Annotated in this window: 17 protein-coding genes and 1 tRNA gene; 6 read left to right on the forward strand and 12 right to left on the reverse strand. The window is 46.2% G+C overall.

Annotation, left to right across the window (positions count from 1 at the left end; genetic code table 11):
• Positions 1-64 precede the first annotated feature (64 nt).
• The 5 genes from ileS to C4H11_RS11330 all read left to right on the forward strand — a co-directional run bounded on the left by ileS (position 65) and on the right by C4H11_RS11330 (position 5,886).
• Positions 65-3,550, forward strand: a complete 3,486-nt coding sequence (gene ileS, locus C4H11_RS11310; protein WP_106042123.1) for an isoleucine--tRNA ligase — start codon at positions 65-67, stop codon at positions 3,548-3,550.
• A 71-nt stretch (positions 3,551-3,621) separates the two neighbouring features.
• Positions 3,622-4,002 (forward strand): TraR/DksA family transcriptional regulator, encoded by a 381-nt coding sequence (locus C4H11_RS11315; protein ID WP_106042125.1) that lies wholly within the window; start codon positions 3,622-3,624, stop codon positions 4,000-4,002.
• A 2-nt stretch (positions 4,003-4,004) separates the two neighbouring features.
• Positions 4,005-4,637: a lipoprotein signal peptidase gene (locus C4H11_RS11320; protein WP_106042127.1), complete on the forward strand. Its 633-nt coding sequence runs from the start codon at positions 4,005-4,007 to the stop codon at positions 4,635-4,637.
• A complete protein-coding gene (locus C4H11_RS11325) occupies positions 4,634-5,605 on the forward strand; it encodes a DUF4296 domain-containing protein (protein ID WP_106042129.1) in 972 nt (323 codons plus the stop codon). Before C4H11_RS11320 ends, C4H11_RS11325 begins: the two co-directional genes overlap by 4 nt.
• A 32-nt stretch (positions 5,606-5,637) precedes the next feature.
• Positions 5,638-5,886 carry a hypothetical protein gene (locus C4H11_RS11330; RefSeq protein ID WP_234819823.1) on the forward strand — a complete coding sequence of 83 codons (249 nt, stop codon included), beginning with the start codon at positions 5,638-5,640 and terminating at the stop codon, positions 5,884-5,886.
• Between the two features lie 27 nt (positions 5,887-5,913).
• On the opposite strand, the gene C4H11_RS11335 is transcribed toward C4H11_RS11330, so the two are convergent.
• Positions 5,914-6,675 (reverse strand): RNA methyltransferase, encoded by a 762-nt coding sequence (locus tag C4H11_RS11335; protein WP_106042131.1) that lies wholly within the window; start codon positions 6,673-6,675, stop codon positions 5,914-5,916.
• A gap of 165 nt (positions 6,676-6,840) precedes the next feature.
• Here C4H11_RS11335 and tamL point away from each other — a divergent pair, with 165 nt between their 5' ends.
• A complete protein-coding gene (gene tamL / locus C4H11_RS11340) occupies positions 6,841-9,153 on the forward strand; it encodes a translocation and assembly module lipoprotein TamL (RefSeq protein WP_106043372.1) in 2,313 nt (770 codons plus the stop codon).
• Positions 9,154-9,228: 75 nt separating this feature from the next.
• Here tamL and C4H11_RS11345 read toward each other — a convergent pair.
• The 11 genes from C4H11_RS11345 to bioA form a co-directional block, all read right to left on the reverse strand.
• Positions 9,229-9,302, reverse strand: a tRNA-His gene (locus tag C4H11_RS11345).
• Positions 9,303-9,391: 89 nt separating this feature from the next.
• Complete coding sequence (locus C4H11_RS11350) at positions 9,392-10,537, reverse strand: CapA family protein (protein WP_106042133.1); 1,146 nt, start codon at positions 10,535-10,537, stop codon at positions 9,392-9,394.
• Between the two features lie 10 nt (positions 10,538-10,547).
• Complete coding sequence (gene folD, locus C4H11_RS11355; protein ID WP_106042135.1) at positions 10,548-11,429, reverse strand: bifunctional methylenetetrahydrofolate dehydrogenase/methenyltetrahydrofolate cyclohydrolase FolD; 882 nt, start codon at positions 11,427-11,429, stop codon at positions 10,548-10,550.
• Positions 11,430-11,563: 134 nt separating this feature from the next.
• Entirely contained in the window at positions 11,564-12,886 is a 1,323-nt protein-coding gene (ffh, locus tag C4H11_RS11360; RefSeq protein WP_106042137.1) for a signal recognition particle protein, read from the reverse strand.
• Between the two features lie 52 nt (positions 12,887-12,938).
• Positions 12,939-14,984 (reverse strand): transcription termination factor Rho, encoded by a 2,046-nt coding sequence (gene rho, locus C4H11_RS11365; RefSeq protein ID WP_106042139.1) that lies wholly within the window; start codon positions 14,982-14,984, stop codon positions 12,939-12,941.
• Between the two features lie 258 nt (positions 14,985-15,242).
• The gene (gene tilS, locus C4H11_RS11370; RefSeq protein ID WP_106042141.1) at positions 15,243-16,520 is read right to left on the reverse strand and encodes a tRNA lysidine(34) synthetase TilS; all 1,278 of its coding nucleotides are present in this window, start codon (positions 16,518-16,520) and stop codon (positions 15,243-15,245) included.
• Between the two features lie 340 nt (positions 16,521-16,860).
• Positions 16,861-17,514, reverse strand: a complete 654-nt coding sequence (bioD, locus tag C4H11_RS11375) for a dethiobiotin synthase (protein WP_106042143.1) — start codon at positions 17,512-17,514, stop codon at positions 16,861-16,863.
• 20 nt (positions 17,515-17,534) lie between these two features.
• On the reverse strand, positions 17,535-18,332 hold the full coding sequence (bioC, locus tag C4H11_RS11380; RefSeq protein ID WP_106042145.1) for a malonyl-ACP O-methyltransferase BioC: 798 nt from the start codon (positions 18,330-18,332) through the stop codon (positions 17,535-17,537).
• Positions 18,317-18,982 carry a DUF452 family protein gene (locus tag C4H11_RS11385; protein ID WP_106042147.1) on the reverse strand — a complete coding sequence of 222 codons (666 nt, stop codon included), beginning with the start codon at positions 18,980-18,982 and terminating at the stop codon, positions 18,317-18,319. The genes bioC and C4H11_RS11385 overlap by 16 nt, the downstream gene beginning before the upstream one ends.
• A 22-nt stretch (positions 18,983-19,004) precedes the next feature.
• Positions 19,005-20,177 carry an 8-amino-7-oxononanoate synthase gene (locus C4H11_RS11390; protein ID WP_106042149.1) on the reverse strand — a complete coding sequence of 391 codons (1,173 nt, stop codon included), beginning with the start codon at positions 20,175-20,177 and terminating at the stop codon, positions 19,005-19,007.
• A 31-nt stretch (positions 20,178-20,208) separates the two neighbouring features.
• Positions 20,209-22,443 (reverse strand): adenosylmethionine--8-amino-7-oxononanoate transaminase, encoded by a 2,235-nt coding sequence (bioA, locus tag C4H11_RS11395; protein ID WP_106043374.1) that lies wholly within the window; start codon positions 22,441-22,443, stop codon positions 20,209-20,211.
• Positions 22,444-22,445: the final 2 nt, after the last annotated feature.

A 22,445-nucleotide genomic window follows, 5' to 3' on the forward strand; every position in this document is an offset into this window, starting at 1 on the left:
ATAAAAAGGTTTCTTTGATGTACGGAAGATTCCTCCTTAAAATCGTAAAATCAAGTAAGGAAAAATGGCTAAAAAGTTTGCCGAATATTCGCAATTCGACCTCTCTGAGGTGAACAAGGAAGTGTTGAAAAAATGGGACGAAAACGGAGTTTTCGCCAAAAGTATGACAGAACGTGAAGGTTGTCCTTCTTTCGTTTTCTACGAAGGGCCTCCCTCGGCAAACGGTATGCCGGGAATTCATCACGTAATGGCTCGCTCCATCAAAGATATATTCTGCCGCTACAAAACTATGAAAGGATTCTTGGTGAAACGCAAAGCGGGATGGGATACGCATGGCCTGCCGGTGGAATTAGGTGTGGAAAAAGCATTGGGTATCACAAAAGAAGATATAGGTAAAAGCATCTCCGTTGCCGAATACAACAAGGCTTGCCGTAAGGATGTCATGAAATTCACCAAAGAATGGGAAGATCTGACGCACAAAATGGGGTATTGGGTGGATATGAAAGACCCTTATATCACTTATGACAACCGCTACATAGAAACTCTTTGGTGGCTGCTGAAGCAACTCTATAAGAAAGGGTTGCTCTACAAAGGATATACCATACAGCCTTACTCGCCCGCTGCCGGTACGGGACTTAGTTCGCACGAGTTGAACCAACCCGGATGCTATCGTGATGTAAAAGACACCACTGTGGTAGGACAGTTCAAGATAAAGCAGCCCAAACCGGAAATGGCAGAGTGGGGAACTCCCTACTTTTTGGCATGGACCACTACTCCGTGGACATTGCCCTCTAACACGGCTCTCTGTGTAGGTTCGAAAATAGAATATGTGTCCGTACAAACATATAATGGATATACCGGTGAGAAAATAACCGTGGTATTGGCTAAACCTTTACTCTACACTCATTTCAATAAAAAAGCAGAAGATGTTGCATTAGAGGACTATAAGCCCGGAGATAAACTTATTCCTTTCAAAGTGGTAGGCGAGTATAAGGGTACGGATTTGGTAGGCATGGAATACGAACAGCTCATTCCGTGGGTAAAACCGGTAGATGTGGACAATGACGGCAACTGGAAAGTCAGTACAAACGGTTTCCGTGTCATCCCCGGTGATTATGTTACCACTGAAGATGGTACCGGCATTGTGCATATTGCGCCTACTTTCGGTGCCGATGATGCTTTCGTGGCACGTGCCGCAGGCATTCCTTCGTTGTTTATGATCAATAAAAGAGGGGAAACCCGTCCGATGGTGGATCTTACAGGTAAATTCTACTTGCTTGACGAGTTGGATGAAAGATTTATTGCCGAATGTGTCAATATCGATTTATATAAAGAATACGAAGGCCGTTGGGTGAAAAACGCATACGACCCGCAATTCACCATTGATGGTAAATATGATGAAAAAGCTGCCGGAGCTGCCGAGTCGCTCGACATCTATATCTGCATGATGATGAAGGCTGCCAACCAAGCGTTCAAGATAGAGAAGCACGTGCACAATTACCCACATTGCTGGCGCACGGACAAACCGGTATTGTATTATCCGTTGGACAGCTGGTTCATCCGAAGCACGGCCTGCAAGGAGCGTATGATGGATCTGAATAAAACCATCAACTGGAAACCGGAAAGCACCGGTACGGGACGTTTCGGCAAATGGCTGGAAAACTTGAATGACTGGAACTTGAGCCGCTCTCGCTATTGGGGCACCCCACTGCCCATCTGGCGTACAGAAGACGGTAGCGATGAGAAATGCATCGAATCAGTGGAAGAACTCTATAACGAAATAGAAAAATCTGTGGCCGCCGGCTTGATGACATCCAATCCTTATAAGGAGATGAATTTCCAACCCGGACTCTATACGGAGGAGAATTATGATAAGATAGACTTACACCGTCCCTACGTAGACGACATCGTACTTGTATCTAAAGACGGACTGCCGATGAAGCGTGAAAGTGACTTGATTGACGTATGGTTCGATTCAGGTGCCATGCCGTACGCACAGGTACATTATCCGTTCGAAAACAAGGAGTTGTTGGACAGCCGCCAAGTATATCCCGCCGACTTCATCGCTGAAGGTGTAGACCAGACTCGCGGATGGTTCTTCACGCTACACGCCATTGCCACCATGGTGTTCGACAGTGTTTCTTACAAAGCCGTTATCTCTAACGGACTGGTGTTGGACAAGAACGGAAATAAGATGTCCAAACGTTTGGGAAATGCCATCGATCCATTCTTTACCATCGAGAAGTATGGTTCTGACCCGTTGAGATGGTACATGATTACTAATTCTTCTCCATGGGACAACTTAAAGTTCGACGTAGACGGAATAGAAGAGGTTCGTCGTAAATTTTTCGGAACGCTGTATAATACTTATTCCTTCTTCGCCCTTTATGCCAACGTGGATGGTTTTGAATACAAGGAAGCCGATGTGCAAGACGAACGTCCGGAAATAGACCGATGGATTCTGTCTGTACTGAATACTTTGGTGAAAAATGTAGATACTTGCTACAATGAATACGAACCAACCAAAGCCGGGCGTTTGATTTCAGAATTTGTGAACGACAACCTGTCAAACTGGTATGTCCGTCTGAATCGCAAACGTTTCTGGGGTGGTGGCATGACACAAGATAAATTGTCGGCATTCCAGACACTCTATACGTGCTTGGAAACTGTAGCCAAGCTGATGGCTCCCATCGCTCCGTTCTATGCAGACAATCTGTATATGGATCTGATTGCAGTAACCGGACGCGACAAGGTTGTTTCAGTTCATTTGTCGAAGTTCCCTGAATGCAAGGAAGAACAGATAGACAAGGAGCTGGAAGACCGCATGCAGATGGCGCAGGATGTGACGTCCATGGTATTGGCGCTCCGTCGTAAGGTGAACATCAAAGTGCGTCAGCCGTTGCAGTGTATCATGATACCGGTGACAGACGACAAGCAACGCGCACATGTTGAGGCGGTAAAAGCGCTTATCATGAACGAAGTCAATGTAAAAGAGATAAAGTTCGTTGGCGGCACCGCCGGCATATTGGTGAAAAAAGTGAAGTGCGACTTCAAGAAACTGGGGCCTAAATTCGGGAAGCAGATGAAGGCAGTGGCTGCTGGTGTGGCGGAATTGTCGCAAGAAGCCATTGCGGAATTGGAGAACAGGGGTTCTTATACACTGATTTTGGATGGGGGAGAGGCTGTGATTGAGACCACCGATGTGGAAATATTCAGCGAAGACATTCCCGGCTGGCTGGTGGCCAATGAAGGCAAATTGACCGTAGCTTTGGAAGTGAGCGTGACCGAGGATTTGCGCCGCGAAGGTATTGCACGCGAATTGGTGAATCGCATTCAAAACTTCCGCAAATCGAGCGGCTTTGAAATAACGGACAAAATAAATATTACGTTATCAAAAAATCCTCAAACAGATAATGCGGTAAATGAATATAAAGACTATATTTGCAATCAAGTTTTAGGAACATCATTGACGCTTGCCGACGAAGTAGAAAACGGAACGGAACTTAGTTTTGACGATTTTTCATTGTATGCAAGTATCATGAAAGAATAATTGTTGAACAAGTCGGCAGTACGGTAGTTTTCTTCCCCCTGCCGACAGCTAACTACTAAAAAACACATATTATGACAGAAAAATCGAGATACTCAGATGCTGAATTAGAAGAATTTCGTACCATTATTATGGAGAAGTTGGAATTGGCGCAGCGTGATTATGATTTGTTGCGGGCCAGCTTGAACGGCCAAGATGGCAATGATACGGATGATACGTCTCCAACGTACAAAGTGCTGGAAGAGGGAGCCAATACCTTGTCCAAGGAGGAAACCACGCGCCTGGCACAACGCCAATTGAAGTTTATCCAAGGATTACAAGCTGCTTTGGTGCGCATTGAAAACAAAACGTATGGCATTTGTCGCGAGACCGGTAGATTGATTCCGGCAGAGCGTTTACGTGCCGTGCCTCATGCCACATTAAGCATCGAAGCTAAAAACAACGGTAAGAAATAAAAATGAGCAAATTTCTCACAAAAGGCCGGATAGCTCTACTTATTATTTTTTCGGTACTGATTATAGACCAAATAATCAAGGTTTGGATTAAAACCCACATGTATTGGCATGAGAGTATCCGCATCACCGATTGGTTTTATATTTACTTTACGGAAAATAGTGGGATGGCATTCGGCATGGAAATATTTGCAAAGCTGTTTTTAACGCTATTTCGCATCGCTGCTGTGGCAGTGATAGGTTGGTTTCTGCATAGGTTTGTGAAACTGGGACTGAAAACAGGCTTCATCATCTGTGTCTCTTTAGTCTTTACCGGAGCATTAGGTAATATAATCGATAGTGTGTTTTATGGGATGCTATTCAATGAGAGCACCCATTCGCAGATTGCCTCTTTCATGCCCGAGGGTGGGGGGTATGCTCCATGCCTCTACGGCAAAGTAGTAGATATGTTCTATTTCCCTATCATTGATGCCAATTGGCCGGAATGGATGCCGTTTGTCGGTGGAGAACACTTCATTTTCTTTAGCCCGATATTTAATTTTGCGGATGCGGCAATCAGCTGTGGCATCATTGCTTTGCTGCTGTTTTATGGCAAGGATTTCAACGATGCTTATCATGCTGCTATAAAGAAATCATGAAAAGAAGAAATCGAGTTCAATGGTATGGCATACTCCTTTTGACGTGCAGCCTGGCGGCTTGTCAGGTAAAAAGGCCTGACTACGTATTGCAGGACAGCCGGATGGAGGAGGTGCTTTATGACTATCACATAGCAAAAGCTATGGGTGAGGAAGTGCCATATAATGAGAATTATAAACGGGTGCTATACATTGAATCGGTTTTCAAAAAACATGGTATTACACAAGCCGACTTTGATTCTTCCATGGTTTGGTTTGCCCGCAATCCGGAAACACTGGTGAAAATATACGAAAAGGTAAATCTGCGGCTGAAAGCCGAAAGAGACGGCATCAACCACCTGATTGCCATGCGCGACAACAAGCCCAAAGAGTCTCTGCCCGGAGACAGTATCGATGTATGGGCCTGGCAGCATATCTATCAACTGACAGGGATGTCTTTGGACAACAAGATGATTTTTATTTTACCGGCAGACACTAACTTTCACGATAGAGACACATTGCGCTGGAACGTGCGTTTTCGTTTTTGTAAAGGTATGCCGGATGAAAGGCGAGACAGTGTGCATGCTCCTTTCATGGCAATGCAGATATTGTATGAACAAAATGATAGTGTGATAGGCGCCACCCAAAAAATAATGAAAGAAGGACCCTGTACAATCAGTCTGTACGCTGATAAGTTGGGCAAAATAAAAGAAGTACGCGGATTTATCTATTATCCGGTTCAAAAAAATGGGCGCTCATTATTGGCAGACCATATCTCTTTGATGCGCTATCATGCCAAGGACAGTTTGACAATTACCCCAACAGACAGCCTCCAACAAGCTTCTGACTCTACGCTAAAGGACAGTATTGAGCAACAATCTGCAGACTCGAGAACTCCGGAAAATGAAGAAGTGGATACCGATGGAAAGGAGGAACGTAGAAACATACGTCCCCGTCCTACACTAAAAGAAATTGAGAAAGCCTCCCGTTAATGGGAAATATCTCCTCCTGAATTGAAAGAAAGATGAAACGGTATGCTTCTCATTTTCTGTATTTTCCCGACCATGGCTGTTTGAACCGGCATGTTGTCGAAATGTATGAAAGTCACGTGGTGCGTATCTTTCCATTGACTGAAGAGGTGGAAAATACCGAATGGTTGCCGGGTGTCATCGTGTTGCTTTCCGGTAACGATTCCTATATGCCGGATTTCGACAAATGTGGAAATAAGCTTACAACAGTTCCTGCCGATATAAAAAAAAGCTGTTCTCACTGACTGTATTCCTTTTTTCTCCTTTTGATTTTACAACGATGCACCCCTGCGCCGAAACTCGGCGCAGACAACTGCAGTAGCAATTGCTACATTCAGCGACTCGGAAGTCTTGCGCTCTGCAGGATAACTCGGAATATACAATCTCCGATTGATAAGTTCCTTCACTTCTTTTCCTATTCCGTTACCCTCATTGCCCATCACAATCAATCCATGGGAGGAAAGCGGAAGGGTATAGATATTCTCGCCATTCAAAAAGGTACCATAAACAGGTACATCATTCAGTGATTCAATCAGCTCGGGCAGGGGAGTGTAATGCAATTTCACCCGTGCAATTCCTCCCATCGTGGCCTGCACAGTCTTGGGATTATAAGCATCTACCGTATTAGGAGAACAGAAAATATGCTCAATCCCGAACCAGTCGGCAAGGCGAATGATAGTTCCTAAGTTACCGGGATCTTGCACATCATCCAAAGCCAGACAAAGGGAATGACTCATAATGGAACTATCCCATGTGTCATCCGGCTGCCGAAACACCGCTAAAACTTGTTGAGGAGCTTTCAATAAACTGGCACGCGACAACTCTTCTTCTGAAACTTCAGTGACATCTGCCACCGAAAGAGAACTGTTATGAGAAAACCATTCGGCTGTCGCCAAAAGAAAAAGGCAAGGGAAACGTCCCAACAAATCCTCCACAAGCTTAGGCCCTTCGGCCAGAAAAACTTTATCGGCTTTCCGGTTCTTCTTCAACTCCAGGGAGCGAATATATTTTATACGATTCTTACTCAGTGCCATGAAATCAATGTTATTATCCGGACAAAAGTACTCTTTTCGGAGAATATTACAAACTGTGCAGCAAATGAAAGAGAAAGAAATGAGAGATTTTAGGCGGGCACTTGGCTTAGGTGAGAAAAAATACAAGTATATTTGCATTTGTTTATGTGCAATCAATCAACCGATATGGATAAAGGCTTCCGCTACATAATAATCGCCACAATTTTCCTCCTTTTGGCTTCTTGTTCATCTACCAAATATGTACCGGATGGTTCATTTTTATTGGATGAGGTACACATAAATACCGACAACAAAGAAGTGAAGCCTTCCAATCTTTCCATATACCTTCGGCAAACGCCGAACTCTAAATGGTTCAGCCTGATAAAAACCCAACTATATATCTACAATTGGTCGGGGCGTGACTCTACACGAAGCATAAACCGTACACTGCGAAGGTTGGGAGATGCTCCCGTCATCTATAGTGAAGAAGAGACCAACCGCACCGGGGAGGAAATCACTAAAGCCGTGCAAAACATGGGCTATATGGGGGCTACAGTCGTTCCTATACGTCAAATCAGGAAGAAAAAGATGAAGCTTACCTATCGGGTCACTACCGGAAAACCCTACATAGTACGTAGTATCAGATATGATATTCCGGATGATAAAATAAAACAGTACGTCGGGCAAGACACCACAGCGACGCTATTAGCCGAAGGCATGCGCTTTGATGTCAATGTATTGGATGCGGAACGCCAGCGCATCACAGAGAATCTGTTGCGAAACGGGTACTATAAATTCAACAAAGAGTACATCTCTTACATCGCCGATACCGTGCGAAACAGCTATTATATAGACCTGACTTTATCCTTGATACCCTATAGGCGACATGGTGGAGACAAACCACAACCTCATCGACAATACATCATCAATAAAGTCGGCTTCATTACGGATTACAATATGTTGCAATCATCCACGCTGAATAGTATCGAAATAAATGATTCATTGCATTATAGGGGGTTCCCCATTTACTATAAAGACAAGCTGTATTTACGCCCCAAAGTATTGGTCAACAACTTGTATATTACTCCCGGAGAGCTGTATAACGAGCGCGATGTGCAACATACCTACTCCAATTTCGGGCGTTTGCAAGTGTTGAAATATACAAACATCCGCTTTTTTGAAACGCTACAGAACAACCTTCCTACGCTGGACGCATACGTAATGTTGACAAAAAGTAAACATCAGGCCGTTTCGTTCGAAGTAGAAGGAACCAATTCGGCCGGCGATTTGGGTGCCGCAGCATCCGTTTCATTCCACAACCGTAATGTTTTTAAAGGCTCCGAAGCATTGATAGTCAAATTGCGTGGAGCATACGAAGCCGTATCGAGCTTGCAAAACGGTCAAAATCAAAACTATACCGAATTGGGGGCAGAAGCTACCATCAACTTTCCACGCTTCATGTTTCCATTCATTTCCAATGATTTCAAACGCAAAATCAGAGCCACTACCGAGTTCGGCTTACAATATAACTACCAGATGCGCCCTGAATTCACACGTATCATAGCATCTGCCGGTTGGAGCTACAAATGGGGAGTGCAGCAACAGCGTTCGCAACATCGCATTGATTTACTGGATATCAACTATTTGTACATGCCTTGGATAGATTCTGACTTCAGAAAGACATATCTGGAGCAAGATGAAAACTACATCCTAAGGTATAACTATGAAGACCGCTTCATTGTACGCACCGGATATAGTTATACTTACCACAGTGCCGGAAGAGGCTTGAACAATAATTCCTTGACAGGCGATTCTTATGCCATTCGCTTGAACCTTGAATCGGCAGGAAACCTGCTTTATGCCTTGGCTAAAGTAGGGGGGATGGATCAGAACGGCGAAGGAGAATATACTTTGCTGAATATTCCTTTTGCACAATATCTTAAAGGTGATTTTGATTTTGCCAAGAACTGGACGATTGATTACCGCAACTCTTTGACGTTTCATTTTGCTGCCGGCATTGCCATTCCTTACGGGAATGCCTCCATCGTTCCTTTTGAGAAGCGCTACTTCTCCGGTGGTGCAAACAGTGTGCGCGGTTGGTCGGTACGCGATTTAGGGCCGGGTACATACAGCGGCGACGGTAAGAATTTTCTGAATAAAACCGGTGATATAAAATTGGATGCAAGTATCGAATATCGCACACGCTTATTCTGGAAATTCAGAGGAGCGATCTTTGTCGATGCCGGCAATATATGGACAATACGCAATTACAAAGATCAGCCGGGAGGCAAGTTTAAAATAGATGAATTCTACAAACAGATTGCCGTGGCCTACGGTCTGGGATTACGCCTCGATTTGGATTTTTTTGTATTGCGCTTTGATGGTGGTATGAAAGCCGTGAACCCGGCATACATACATAAAAAAGAACATTATCCTATTATCCGCCCGAAACTCAGCCGTGATTTTGCCTTTCATTTTGCAGTAGGTTATCCGTTCTGAAGCAATGTTTATAAAGAGGACTTGTACATAACAAAAAAAGAGGAATATTCACATTGAACTTCCTCTTTTCTTGCGGGTGGCAGATGGGACTCGAACCCACGACATTCAGAACCACAATCTGACGCTCTAACCAACTGAACTACAGCCACCATGTTTTTTGCATTTCTCAAATGCGGTGCAAAGATAGGGATAATCTTTAATACTGCAAAGAATAAGGCATCTTTTTGCTCTTAATGTGCTATTTTTGTGCCTCGTAGATTCCCACATTGTGCTGCCGGAGGAGGGATCGGGCGTTTTTAGTGAAGATTTCCAGATGCTTACGAATTTCAGGGGATAGACTGTTAGTTGGACAATGAGCAGGATAAAGAATATAGTTTTTCTCTCGAGACACTTTGGGACGGGCGGTCCATACAAGGTTGTACCCGCAGGAAGAAACACGGCAATCGGGAAATGGAATGGGAGTGCTATCCGGGTGGATTGTGTACCTATCGCTGAAAAAAACGGGACGGATGGGCCGGGGCAGATTCCATTTCTCTAATTGCAAGGTGAAAATTAGTCCGCCGTCGGTATTTTTCGCACTCATGTTGGAAATAAAATTTCCTAAAGAATAGACTACAACATGTTGCCTGCTTCCTTTGGTGATTAGCTCCATGGGCTGGATGACATGCGGATGTGAGCCTATAATGTGTGTGACTCCTTGCTGAATTAACCAATCTGTCAGTTCGCACTGTTCGCGGTTGGGAAGGGAATGGTACTCTTCACCCCAATGCATGCAAGCGATAATGGCGTCAGGCTGACGCGCTTTGGCACTCCTGATGTCTCTCAATATGCTTTCTTTGTCAATGTAGTTTACAATATTGGGTGGGGTGGCTTTGAGGCCATTGGTTCCATAGGTGTAGTTCAGAAAAGCTATGCGAAAACCTTTCTTGTAAATAAATAGAGGATAATGCTCTTTGCGCTGAGCAATGTCCTTATACGTTCCGGTATGAAGAATATGCAACGAGTCGAGCATGAGCAGCGTACGCTCCAAGCCTTTCTTCCCTCGATCCAGGCAATGGTTATTGGCTGTCAGCAACACATCGAATCCTGCATCCTTGATAGATTGAAGAAATTCATCGGGAGCACTGAAATTCGGAAACCCCCGATACGGCTTTCCTGCTAATGTGACTTCTAAGTTACCGATGGCGAGGTCGGCTTGGGAAATTTGTTCCCGGACGAGATGGAAACAAGGAGAATAGTCGTACTTCCCTTCAGAAGTACGTGCCGCATCTATTTGTGCTTGATGCTGCATCAAATCACCAACAAATAATAGCGTAATCCTTTCTTGGGCAGAGAGGGCTACGCTATATAATAGTAAGGTTATGCAAATGATGGTAATTCTCATTCTTTTATTTTTATTGATAGATGGCTTTTTTGCCGGCTAACAACGTATTCTTCATCAGAGAAACAATGGTCATCGGTCCCACGCCACCCGGTACGGGAGTGATGTATGAGCATTTGGGAGCTACTTCATCAAACAAGACATCACCTGTCAGTTTGAAGCCCGATTTCTTCGTAGCATCGGGGACGCGGGTCGTACCTACATCAATCACAACAGCTCCCTCTTTTACCATCTCGGCATTGACAAAGTTGGGTTGACCCAAAGCAGCAATGATGATGTCTGCTTCTTGGCATTCTTTTATCAAATCTTTGCTTCGGCTATGGCAGACTGTTACAGTAGCGTCGCCGGGATAGGCTTTTTGCATCATTAAGGCCGCCATTGGTTTCCCGACAATATTACTGCGTCCCAGCACAACGCATTTCTTGCCCGAAGTTTCTATTCGGTAGCGCTTCAGCAGCTCAAGTATGCCGTTAGGAGTGGCAGAAACGTAGCAGGGCAGTCCGATGGACATACGGCCTACGTTGATAGGGTGAAAACCGTCCACATCTTTGCGATAATCGATTGTTTCAATCACTTTCTGCTCGGAGATATGTTTGGGCAATGGAAGTTGTACGATGAATCCGTCCACATCGGCATCTTCATTTAATTCGCGGACTTTGTCAAGGAGCTCTTCTTCTGTTATATTTGCTTCATAGCGGATGAGGGTGGACTTGAATCCACAAATTTCGCAAGCTTTCACTTTGGCTGCTACATAAGTCTCGCTACCTCCGTCGTGCCCCACAAGAATGGCGGCTAAATGAGGACGTTTGCCTCCGCGGGCCACTATTTCGGCTACTTCTGCTGCAATTTCCTGTTTTACCTGTTCCGAAATTGCTTTTCCATCAATCAGTGTCATTTTCAGTTTATTGTTTGAATGATTATTTTTCTGCATGATTCGCAAATGTAGAGTAAATAACCGAATAAAACAATAATCCCGCTGACTTCATTCATGATATGAAATTAGCGGGATTGTTCCTTTCGGCAGTTATTCTATCTTTTCAGTCTCGGCATCATTTTTCCCATTTTACTGCCGGTGACCATTTTCATCATTTTACGGGTCTGCTCAAACTGTTTCAACAAGCGGTTCACCTCCTGAATATTCGTGCCGCTGCCTTTGGCAATACGTTGACGGCGCGAACCGTTCAGGATGGCAGGATTACTTCGCTCTTCCGGAGTCATGGAGTATATAATGGCTTCTATACTCTTAAAGGCGTTGTCATCAATATCGATGTCTTTGATTGCTTTGCCTACGCCAGGTATCATGGAGGCCAATTCTTTCAAGTTACCCATTTTCTTGATCTGTGCAATCTGTCCTAAGAAGTCATTGAAATCAAACTGATTTTTGGCAATCTTCTTTTGCAGACGTTTGGCTTCTTCTTCATCATATTGTTCCTGTGCGCGTTCCACTAATGATACGATATCTCCCATACCGAGTATGCGGTCGGCCATACGAGAGGGGTGGAATTGGTCGATTGCATCCGTTTTCTCGCCTGTACCTACAAATTTGATAGGTTTATTGACTATCGAACGGATGGAAAGGGCGGCACCGCCGCGGGTATCACCGTCCAACTTTGTCAGCACCACACCGTCAAAGTCAAGACGCTCGTTGAATTCTTTAGCTGTGTTTACAGCATCCTGACCGGTCATCGAGTCTACCACGAATAAAATCTCATTCGGATTGATGGCTTGTTTGATGGCTGTAATTTCATTCATCATTTCTTCGTCTACAGCCAAACGACCGGCTGTATCGACAATCACCAGGTCATAACCTTTGGCTTTAGCCTCTTGAATGGCATTCTGAGCAATGGCCACCGGATTTTTACTGTCCGGTTCCGAATACATCGGGACTTCAATCTGTTCCGCCAATACACGTAGTTGTTCAATGGCCGCGGGACGATATACGTCGCAAGCTACGAGCAAAGGTTTTTTGTTCTTTTTGCTTTTCAGCATGCGCGCCAATTTGCCGGAGAAGGTTGTCTTACCTGAACCCTGCAAACCGGACATCAGAATAATGGCAGGTTTGGAGTCAAGATTGACATCAACTGTTTCGCCCCCCATGAGTCGGGTCAGCTCGTCGTGTACAATTTTCACCATCAACTGGCTGGGCTTGACAGCTGTCAACACATTCTGCCCCAGGGCTTTCTCTTTGACCGTATCTGTGAAGTTCTTGGCTACTTTATAGTTTACGTCGGCATCTAAAAGGGCTTTGCGTACATCTTTCAGAGTTTCCGCAACATTGATTTCAGTGATTTTACCTTCACCTTTCAAGATCTTGAACGATCTCTCAAGTCTCTCGCTTAAATTATCGAACATGGTATTTAATAACAATTACTAAAATTACAAATATATCTATGATGCAGCAGCATTAGCTGTTCATGCTCATCAGAAATTCGTCGTTGTCTTTCGTCTTCTCCAAACGCTCTTTCACGAAGTCCATCGCTTCCATCGGGTTCATGTCGGCGAGATATTTGCGAAGAATCCACATGCGATCCAATGTCTGTTTGTCTTGTAGCAAATCGTCACGGCGAGTGCTGGAGGCAACAATGTTGACAGCCGGGAAAATACGCTTGTTGGACAAGTTGCGGTCAAGCTGTAACTCCATATTGCCCGTACCCTTGAACTCTTCGAAGATTACTTCGTCCATTTTGGAACCGGTATCAATCAAAGCGGTGGCCAATATCGTCAGCGATCCGCCACCTTCAATATTACGTGCCGCCCCGAAGAAGCGTTTGGGCTTGTGCAGTGCGTTGGCGTCTACACCGCCCGACAGAACTTTCCCGGAGGCCGGAGACACAGTGTTGTATGCGCGAGCCAACCGGGTGATGGAGTCGAGGAAGATCACGACATCGTGTCCGCATTCTACCATGCGTTTAGCTTTTTCAAGAACGATTCCGGCTATTTTTACGTGGCGTTCTGCCGGTTCGTCGAAAGTAGAAGCGATTACTTCCGCATTGACTGTACGTGCCATGTCGGTCACTTCTTCCGGACGTTCGTCGATGAGCAGCATAATCATATAAACTTCAGGATGATTGGCTGCTATGGCATTGGCGATGTCTTTCATCAATATGGTCTTACCGGTTTTGGGTTGTGCCACAATCAGGGCACGTTGGCCTTTACCAATCGGAGCAAAAAGGTCTACTACACGAGCAGATAAGGAATCGGAATAGCCTCCTTTGCAGAGTTTGAATTTCTCGTCCGGAAAGAGGGGAGTGAGATGTTCGAACGGAACGCGGTCGCGTACGAAGGCCGGGTCGCGCCCGTTGATTTTGGCCACTTTGACCAGCGGGAAATATTTTTCGCCTTCTTTGGGAGGACGAATCGCGCCTTCCACCACATCACCGGTCTTCAGACCGAATAATTTGATTTGCGATTGTGATACGTAGATGTCGTCCGGTGAAGAAAGATAGTTATAGTCGGAAGAACGCAGAAAACCGTATCCATCCTGCATGATTTCCAATACACCGGTTCCAGTGAGAATATCATCAAATTCGTAGGCTTTTTCGCGTTCTACCACAGGCTTGTTGTCCGATGCTGCCGGATTCTCATTGGCTACATACTGTTGCTGTGGAGCACGTTGTTGCGTCGGGCGCTGTTGGTTGTAGCTTCCGGAGCGATTATTGTTGTTATTATTGTCTCTGGGGCGAAGGTGTGGGCGTTGTTGCTGTTGCTCTGTCGGCGTGGTGGCAGAAGCTACAGGCATTTCTGTTTTGGTAGCTTCGAATTTGCCGATAAGTTCGGAGGGAAGTTCTGTCTTCTCTGTCGGAAGGTTTTCAATCGGGATAAAATCGTCTTCTGCTTCAGTCAAGATAGGACTTTCATCTACTACTATTTTCTTTACCACTTTATTCGGCTCCGTTTTTACAGTCTTTGGCTCGAAGTTCAGTTCCGGTTCTGTTACTTTTACTTTTACTTTCTCTTTGGCATTGGAGGAGGCGGCAGCTTCTTCCTGTGTTTTGCGGGGGCGTCCGGGTTTACGCTTGGATGGAGATTCCGTATTTTTAGGAGAGGTGGCGACAATGGCACTGTCCGGTTTGGACGCTTCAGCGGCAGCTGTGTTGATTGGTTTGGCCGATGGGGCTGCTTCAACTGCTTTCACTTGTTCTTTGATAACCGGAGTTTCTTCGTTTCTTGCTTTGGTGAGTTCTCCGTTTTTATTGGCAGAAAATACTTTGTCTGCGCTTTCCTTCTTTACGGTTTTTACAGTCACGCGGGAGCGCTTGTCTCCTTTGCGCTCTTCTTTCAGCTTGTCGGCTGCTACCTTTTTAGTAGCACCGGCAATGGCTTGTTCGTCAAGTATCTTGTAAACAAGTTCTTCTTTTTTTAATGATTCTGTTTTTTTTAGTCCAAGTTCTTGGGCAATAGTTTGCAATTCCGACAAGTTCTTGTCGTTGAGTTGAATGATGTTATACATACAGTATATGTGTGAATGGTTTAATGTTTTATTCTTTTTTGAAAAGGGCGTATTGCTTAATTGCAGTTGTTCTATTTAGTGCAACTTCGACTACCTGTTTGTTGTATATATTATTTGTATGGGATGTTGTTGTTGATTTGGAAATCCGATTAACAGCTTTTGTCTCGGTAAGAAGTCCCGGATATTTCAACGGGGCAAAGGTAATGTTTTTTTTTGATTCTATGAATAAATCTTTTATTTTTTATGTGATGTACACGTTTATTTCGGGAATGAGGAGGTTATGACCAATACGTTTTTGGTTTTTTCATCTATCCGGAAACGGTTGTCTGTCCGTTCTCCTACCAACCAGATTATTTCTTCGCCGCAGCAAAGCAGCCATTGTTGCTCTTTGCGCACAACGGAGAATTTACGGTCGGTTAGATAGTCGCTTACTTTTTTCCATCCTTTCATACCGAAAGGAACAAATGTGTCGCCATGTTTCCAAAGGCGTAGAGACAAAGGGTGTTGGAGTTTGTCGGCATCAAAGCAACCGGTGTTCTTATCGCGTGGAATAATAAATTCAGGCGTATAAGCATACTTTTTCATTTCCAGAACAGGCCGCTTTGTTCCGTGCAGAGGTTCTATCAGTAGCAGTTCTCTATCTTTTACAATGCGCCGGTCAGCATTGGCAAACGACTTTCCCGGCTGTCCGTCCAATGTGTGGTATATGTCTTTTACTTGGGCGGCATTGAATCCTAATGGATAGAGCACTTCAAATAAGATGGTTTCCGATGCGGGTTCTTGCTTTAGGGCATTGATACGTATGCCTTCCGGTGTCATTATTCTCTGTTTGGCTGCTTCTACACTTATATTATATATGGCGGCGGCGTCATTCAGATGTTCGGCTGTTTTGAGGATGCTCTCTTTGACCGAAGGATTTATTTCCTGCATGAGCGGAAGTAAGTTCAGCCGTATTTTATTACGAGTGTACTCATCTTGCAGGTTGGTGCTGTCTGTCACATATTCCTGTCCGATGTCTGATAAGTAGTCGAGGATTTCTTTTCTGTTCAGGCAGAGTAGAGGGCGTACTATATTCCCGTTTTTAGGGCGTATGCCGCGTAGTCCGTTGATGCCGGTTCCGCGAATCAGATTAAGAAGCAGTGTCTCTACGCTGTCGTCTTGGTGGTGGGCTACGGCAACAACTGCGGCGCCGCATGTTTTCCGTATTTCTTCAAACCATTTGTACCGTAACTCCCGAGCGGTCATTTCGATGGAAAGGTGTCTTGCCTTTGCTTCTTCTATTGTATCGAAATGAGTGATATGCAACTGAATGTCAAACTCTTTACACAGCTGCCGGACAAAATTCTCGTCACGTTCAGACTCCTTGCCTCGAAGATGAAAATTGCAGTGGGCTGCATCGCACGCATATCCCATAGCTTGCAGTAGGCGCAATAATGCTACAGAGTCTGCACCACCGCTTAGCGCTACAAGAATCTTGTCGCTCGAAGCGAAGAGCTCATGGCGGTCGATATATTGTCTTACCTTTTGTATTTCCATATTCGTGTGGTTTGCAGATGTAAGGGTCGTTTTTTTTATTATTCTTTTGTTGTTCGTTGCGCAACTTGCTGTGTATATGCTAAAAACAGAACAACATCCTTCGTGAAGAACGCTCAAAATAATATCGGTTCTATCGCAAAGGTAGTGCAATTTTTTGATTCTGAGGTTGCATCGTGTTGATTTATCGACAATGAAGTGGCACTTCATCGCCCATATGGCGGCACTTCGTCGCCCATATAGTGGCACTTCGTCGCCATCGAAGTGTGGCTTTACGGTCAATGACGTATCGCATAACGCCAAGCAACTATTTATTTCTTTGCGGCATGAGTTTGAATGTCGTTTAAAGCACGTCTTTAATCTCCGGGACCGGCTCAAACCTTGTTTCGGGAAAGTGTTTGGCCAGATAATTGCGGATATACCGCATCGTGTCGTCCTGAATGGTTTTATCTTCTACGGTAGGGTAAAGATTATATAATACGGCGTGCAGAGTGATGCCTCGGTTTTTTACCGCTTCCAGACTGAGTAAAGTGTGGTTGATACTTCCGAGCTTGCCTGAAGTGACAAAAATCAGTGGGTACTTCTTTTCGGCCACATAGTCTATGGTTAGAAAATCTTCTGTCAGAGGCACCATGAGGCCGCCTGCACCTTCAACGAGGACTACGTCGTAGCGGCGGGCAAGTTCCTTAGTGGCGCGTTCTATTTTGTCGAAGTCGATGGCGCGCTTGTCTATGCGGGCAGCAAGATGGGGGGAGCAGGGGTATGAGAATATTTCGGGCATGGTGAGTCCTTCATGGTCTTCGGGCAGGTAGCCGGTGCCCATGATGCGGCGGTGCAGGTCAATATCTTCAGAATGTCCGGTATTGCCGGTTTGGATGAATTTCTGGGTAATGACGCGTCGGTCGCCTCCATTCAGTTGGCAAGCATACCAGGCGGTACAGTAACTTTTTCCGGCGTCCGTATCGATGCCGCTGATAAAATAAATCTCTGATTCCATGATTCTTTGCAATTTGGTCTTTATTCGTTCGATTGGTTTCTTTTTTGCGCTATGATGTAAATTGGATGATAGGTCAGGGTTACCTTGTCATCTGCTTCGCGGAACAGTCGGGCATATTCCTCACAGAAATTTTGCAGGCGGCTGCGTGTCCATATTTTCTTTTCCGTACCTGTCACTCCGGTCTCTTTCAAATGTCTCAGTACGTGCCGAGGGGTGTCGAAAGAGAGCGACACAACCTCTTCTTCTGCATGAATGATGTCGAAAGCCGGATGCAACAATGCTTGTAACTTCTCAATGGGCAGATAGTTCAACCCATGCCCGGTCAGTTGGCGAATCTGATGCATGTTGCTTGAGCCGAAGGTGCTGAAGGCAAGAATCCCGTTTGTTGTCAGTGTCCGGTGGCAACGGGTAAAGAATGCGGCCGGGTCGTTGAACCACTGCAGGGTGGAGCAGGAGGTTATCAGGTCCATATTCTCCGGAAAGTCTTGTTCCTCGGCATCTCCGGGCAGAAAGCCGACTCCGGGAAAACGGCAAAGTTCTTCGATGCATTCTTCCATTTCCCGGCAGAGGTCGTTCAGCAGTAGTGTCTCAGGTTTCAGCGTTTGCAGAAGGATGCGCGAATAGCTTCCTGTGCCGCATCCAAACTCAAGGATATGGCGGAAACGTGCAGAGAGTTCTTCGGGCTGACAATCTTCGGCAAGCAGAGACTCCGCAAGCATCCTCATCATCTTCAGGGCAACCTGCTGTTGCACGCGAGCCTCGCGAGCATAGGTGTTTCTTGCCCGCGCAAAACGTTCGGCTATCAGTTGTTTGTCCATAGGTCTTGCAGATAATGGCGGAACAATTCTTCTCCGTAATGCGCGTCTTCCGTCTGTCGGATGGCAGCGTCCGTTTCTTTCCATGCTTGTAGTTGATTGCCCGGCGCAATGATACGGTCATTGCTTCCTATCACGGCTTGCTGCCAACGAAAAGTGGAGGGGGGGAGCGCTTGATGCCGCTCTTCTATTTTTGCAAGTTCTTCGCGCAGTTCTTCCAGCGGGCGGCGGGGAGTTACTTGCAGAAAGTTTTTGAATGCCGTTCCATCGGCACACATTCGTCGCAGGAACTTGTGTAAGGAAGCTCCGGTCAGTCCATCCAGTGTGCCGCGAAAAATAGCGGGTGGGATGCCTCGATGTTCGTCAATAGGATAGGGGGTGCCATTGATGGCAATGCTGTTTGCTATGGGTGATGAAAGATGTGGAAGTACTTGTGAGGCAGCCCACACTCCCATAGACCAGCCGATGACGTTGATTGCTTTGTACTCGTTCAGGGCGGATGTGTCAAAATCGAGTGTACGATAGTCGTAGCAAATCATAAAGTCACTTCCGGCAGGATGACAGGTTTTGAAAGGGGTTTCGTCTGCTCCCCAGCCGGCAAAGAACAAGAGCAGGCGGCGATGGTGCTCGTGTATGATATGGATTTGTTGCATTCTATTTCCTTTTTAGTGCTTTCTAAATAGACTGAAGAGTTGCTCCGATGAGATGGGCCAACTCTCTTATTTCTTCTTCTTTAATTTCAGCAGTCAGCGAAAAACGGATGCGTGATGTTCCTGCGGGAACTGTGGGCGGGCGGACCGGCAATGCATAAAATCCGTGGCGTTGCAGTTCTTCGGCGCACCGTATGGCATCTGCGCTTGCTCCGATAATCATGGGGGCTATGTGGCTTGCGCTTGGGCATTCATATCCGTTGGCTTGCAAAGCTTCACGCAATAGTTGGCTGATGTGGGTCAGGTGTTGTCGTTCTTCTTGCATAAAGGGGAGTTTGCGTACAATGAACAATGTCCAGGCAATGTTTATCGGAGGCAGGGCGGTTGTGAAAATCAATGTACGCATTCGGTTGACGAGGTATTCGCGCGTCACCCTGCTGCAAACGAGATAGGCGCCTGCCGATGCGGCGGCTTTGCCGAAAGTGCCCACAAGAAAATCTATATCCCGGATACATCCGGACTCTTCTGCACAACCCAATCCGTATTTACCCCGCACCCCGAAAGCGTGTGCCTCGTCTACGTAGAGCAATACATTATTGCAGGCATGCTTCAACTCTACCAGTTTTTGCAGGTCGGCCATATCGCCATCCATGCTGAAGATGCTTTCTGTTACGATAATAATCTGTCGATAGGACGTGTGATGCTCTTTCAGCAGACGTTCCAGTTGCCCGGTATCGTTGTGGCGGTAGCGTATGCATCGTGCTGCCGAAAGTCTGATGCCGTCGATGATGCTGGCATGCACCAGCTTGTCGGCCAAGATGAGCGTTTGTGTATCACTCACGGCCGGAAGGATTCCGGTATTGGCATGGTACCCACTGTTGAATACTAAGGTCGCTTCCGAGCCGAATAGCTTGGCAAGTTCGGCTTCCAGCTCTTCATAGACGTTGAAGTTTCCCGTCAGCAGGCGGGAAGAAGAGGAGGTAGGCAAAAACGTTTCTGCGGTCAGCGTCCGAAGAAACTCCTCTCTTAATCCTCGGTCTGTTGCCAATCCCAGATAGTCGTTGGACGAAAGGTTCAGCATCCGCTTGTTGTCTATCACGACATATCGCCCATCATGTACCATTTGCGGCAGGCTGCGCAGGTTGCTTTGTTCTTTCAGTTCCTGCAATTGCTTCCGCATATATTCTGTTGCGTTCATACTTAGATATAATAAATCGGTTCATGGAAGGTTATCTCATCTCTCCGATGATTTTCATCAGTCCGCTTGTCAGTCTCGTCAACTGTTCGGGAGTGATGATAAACGGCGGCATCAGATAGACTAATTTTCCGAACGGGCGTACCCAGATGCCTTCTTCCACAAACCGCTTCTGCATCCATGCCATGTCCACACCGACAGTCAGTTCGATGACTCCGATAGCTCCCAGTACGCGTACATCCTGCACCGGCGGCAAATGTCGCGCAGGCTCCAACTCTTGCTTCAGCTGGCTTTCAATGCGACTTACTTTTCCTTGCCAGTTGTATTCCGGAGAAGTCAGCAGTTTCACCGATGCGCATGCCACGGCACAGGCCAACGGATTTCCCATGAACGTAGGTCCATGCATGAATACTCCCGGCGAGTGGTTTGAGAGGGTATCGGCCACTTCGTTGGTTGTCAATACGGCGGAAAGTGTCATGTATCCTCCTGTCAGTGCTTTTCCTATGCACATGATGTCCGGCTCCACGCCGGCATGCTCCCCAGCAAAAAGCTTGCCCGTTCGTCCGAACCCCGTTGCTATTTCATCGAATATCAGCAGTAGATTGTGTTTTTTGCATATCTGTGCTGCTTCGCGCAGGTATTGCGGATGGTAAAACCACATGCCTCCTGCACCTTGGACAATAGGTTCAAGAATAAGTGCAGCCAATTCTTCATGGTGTTTTTCCACTATTTCTTGCAAATGCCCGATATCCTTGGCATCCCATTCTCCATCGTAGCGTGAATGGGGCTTGGGGGAGAAATAGCGTATAGGCAATGCTGAGCCGAATAGAGAGTGCATTCCGGTCACCGGATCGCATACCGACATGGCATTCCATGTGTCTCCGTGATAACCGGAACGTATGGTCACAAAGTTACTCTTATTCTTTTTCCCCTTTCCGTGCCAATATTGTACGGCCATCTTCATGGCAACCTCTACAGCCACCGATCCGGAATCTGCATAAAAAATCTTTTGCATGGATGGGGCAACAAGCGGTAACAGCAACTTTCCCAATTCAATGGCCGGGTCGTGGGTCAGACCTCCGAACATGACATGCGACATCTTGCCGAGTTGCTCTTCGGCTGCCCGGTTCAGCATCGGGTGATTGTAACCATGAACGGCACACCACCAGGAGGACATTCCTTCTATCAGTTTTTTCCCACTTTCCAACGTAATGGTAGCACCGTCTGCCCGTTTCACTTTATATACAGGCAGGGGATTGGTGGTAGAGGTATAGGGATGCCAAAGATGCTCCCTGTCGAATTGTGAATCGCTGAAACGGTATCCCGCATCTTCAATCAAGATTTTGTCTTCCGAGATTTTTGATCCCAAAGTAGTCAGCAAATCGCCTACAATGGCAGAGTTGATTCCGATGTAAAGTGCTTTCTTCACAGCTCTCTTACTCAGCCGGGAACGGCCTCCTGCAAAACGCAGGAATGCCGTCGGATTGATGAAGCGGAACAAGGCGATGGTGGTCAGTACCTCTTCTTCGGTCAACGGAGCCTGATGCTCCAAAGGAGTTCCCGAAATAGGACTCAGCAGGTTGATAGGAATGGATTGTACTTCCAGCTCTTTCAAAGTGTAGGCAAACTCGATACGTTGTTCCATACTTTCACCCATGCCGATGATGCCGCCGCTGCAGATGTCCATTCCTACGTTGCGGGCTACGCGCAAAGTACGCAGTTTCTCTTCTTGCGTGTGTGTACTGCAAAGTTGCGGAAAATAGGAAGGGGCTGTTTCCAGATTGCAGTGATAGCGTGTAACGCCTGCATCGTGCACTACCTTCATTTCGTCTTCGTTCAACAGACCCAGTGAGGCGCACAGCTGTATGGAGGAGTTACGGCGCATGTGCTGAACAGCCTCACGCAGTTTCTCCATTTGTTTGCCCGAAGGCTTGCGTCCACTGGTCACTAATGAGAAACGCGCCACACCTTGGCTTTCATTATACTTGGCGTGGCGCAGGCACTCTTCTTTGTCCACCAAATCGTATATCTCTGCTTGAGTCTTGTAATGTGCTGACTGTGCACACCACTTGCAGTTTTCCGGACATTTCCCCGACTTGGCGTTGATGATGGAGCACATGTCGAACTCGTCCGAAGCCAAGGCTCGGGTTATTTCATGCGCAGCATCATATAAAGCTTCTTTATCGGGTTGTACTGCCAGCCATTCGGCCTCTTCTTTCTTTATCGGGTTGCCCTGCAGCACTTGTGCTTTTAATTCTTGTACAGTCATAT

The organism is Bacteroides zoogleoformans (assembly GCF_002998435.1).
Taxonomy (GTDB): domain Bacteria; phylum Bacteroidota; class Bacteroidia; order Bacteroidales; family Bacteroidaceae; genus Bacteroides; species Bacteroides zoogleoformans.

Bases quoted from the DNA above. Each gene is read 5' to 3' on its own strand.
- ileS (WP_106042123.1), top strand. From the start codon at position 65: ATGGCTAAAAAGTTTGCCGAATATTCGCAATTCGACCTCTCTGAGGTG.
- C4H11_RS11315 (WP_106042125.1), top strand. From the start codon at position 3,622: ATGACAGAAAAATCGAGATACTCAGATGCTGAATTAGAAGAATTTCGT.
- C4H11_RS11320 (WP_106042127.1), top strand. From the start codon at position 4,005: ATGAGCAAATTTCTCACAAAAGGCCGGATAGCTCTACTTATTATTTTT.
- C4H11_RS11325 (WP_106042129.1), top strand. From the start codon at position 4,634: ATGAAAAGAAGAAATCGAGTTCAATGGTATGGCATACTCCTTTTGACG.
- C4H11_RS11330 (WP_234819823.1), top strand. From the start codon at position 5,638: ATGAAACGGTATGCTTCTCATTTTCTGTATTTTCCCGACCATGGCTGT.
- C4H11_RS11335 (WP_106042131.1), bottom strand. From the start codon at position 6,675: ATGGCACTGAGTAAGAATCGTATAAAATATATTCGCTCCCTGGAGTTG.
- tamL (WP_106043372.1), top strand. From the start codon at position 6,841: ATGGATAAAGGCTTCCGCTACATAATAATCGCCACAATTTTCCTCCTT.
- C4H11_RS11350 (WP_106042133.1), bottom strand. From the start codon at position 10,537: ATGAGAATTACCATCATTTGCATAACCTTACTATTATATAGCGTAGCC.
- folD (WP_106042135.1), bottom strand. From the start codon at position 11,429: ATGACACTGATTGATGGAAAAGCAATTTCGGAACAGGTAAAACAGGAA.
- ffh (WP_106042137.1), bottom strand. From the start codon at position 12,886: ATGTTCGATAATTTAAGCGAGAGACTTGAGAGATCGTTCAAGATCTTG.
- rho (WP_106042139.1), bottom strand. From the start codon at position 14,984: ATGTATAACATCATTCAACTCAACGACAAGAACTTGTCGGAATTGCAA.
- tilS (WP_106042141.1), bottom strand. From the start codon at position 16,520: ATGGAAATACAAAAGGTAAGACAATATATCGACCGCCATGAGCTCTTC.
- bioD (WP_106042143.1), bottom strand. From the start codon at position 17,514: ATGGAATCAGAGATTTATTTTATCAGCGGCATCGATACGGACGCCGGA.
- bioC (WP_106042145.1), bottom strand. From the start codon at position 18,332: ATGGACAAACAACTGATAGCCGAACGTTTTGCGCGGGCAAGAAACACC.
- C4H11_RS11385 (WP_106042147.1), bottom strand. From the start codon at position 18,982: ATGCAACAAATCCATATCATACACGAGCACCATCGCCGCCTGCTCTTG.
- C4H11_RS11390 (WP_106042149.1), bottom strand. From the start codon at position 20,177: ATGAACGCAACAGAATATATGCGGAAGCAATTGCAGGAACTGAAAGAA.
- bioA (WP_106043374.1), bottom strand. From the start codon at position 22,443: ATGACTGTACAAGAATTAAAAGCACAAGTGCTGCAGGGCAACCCGATA.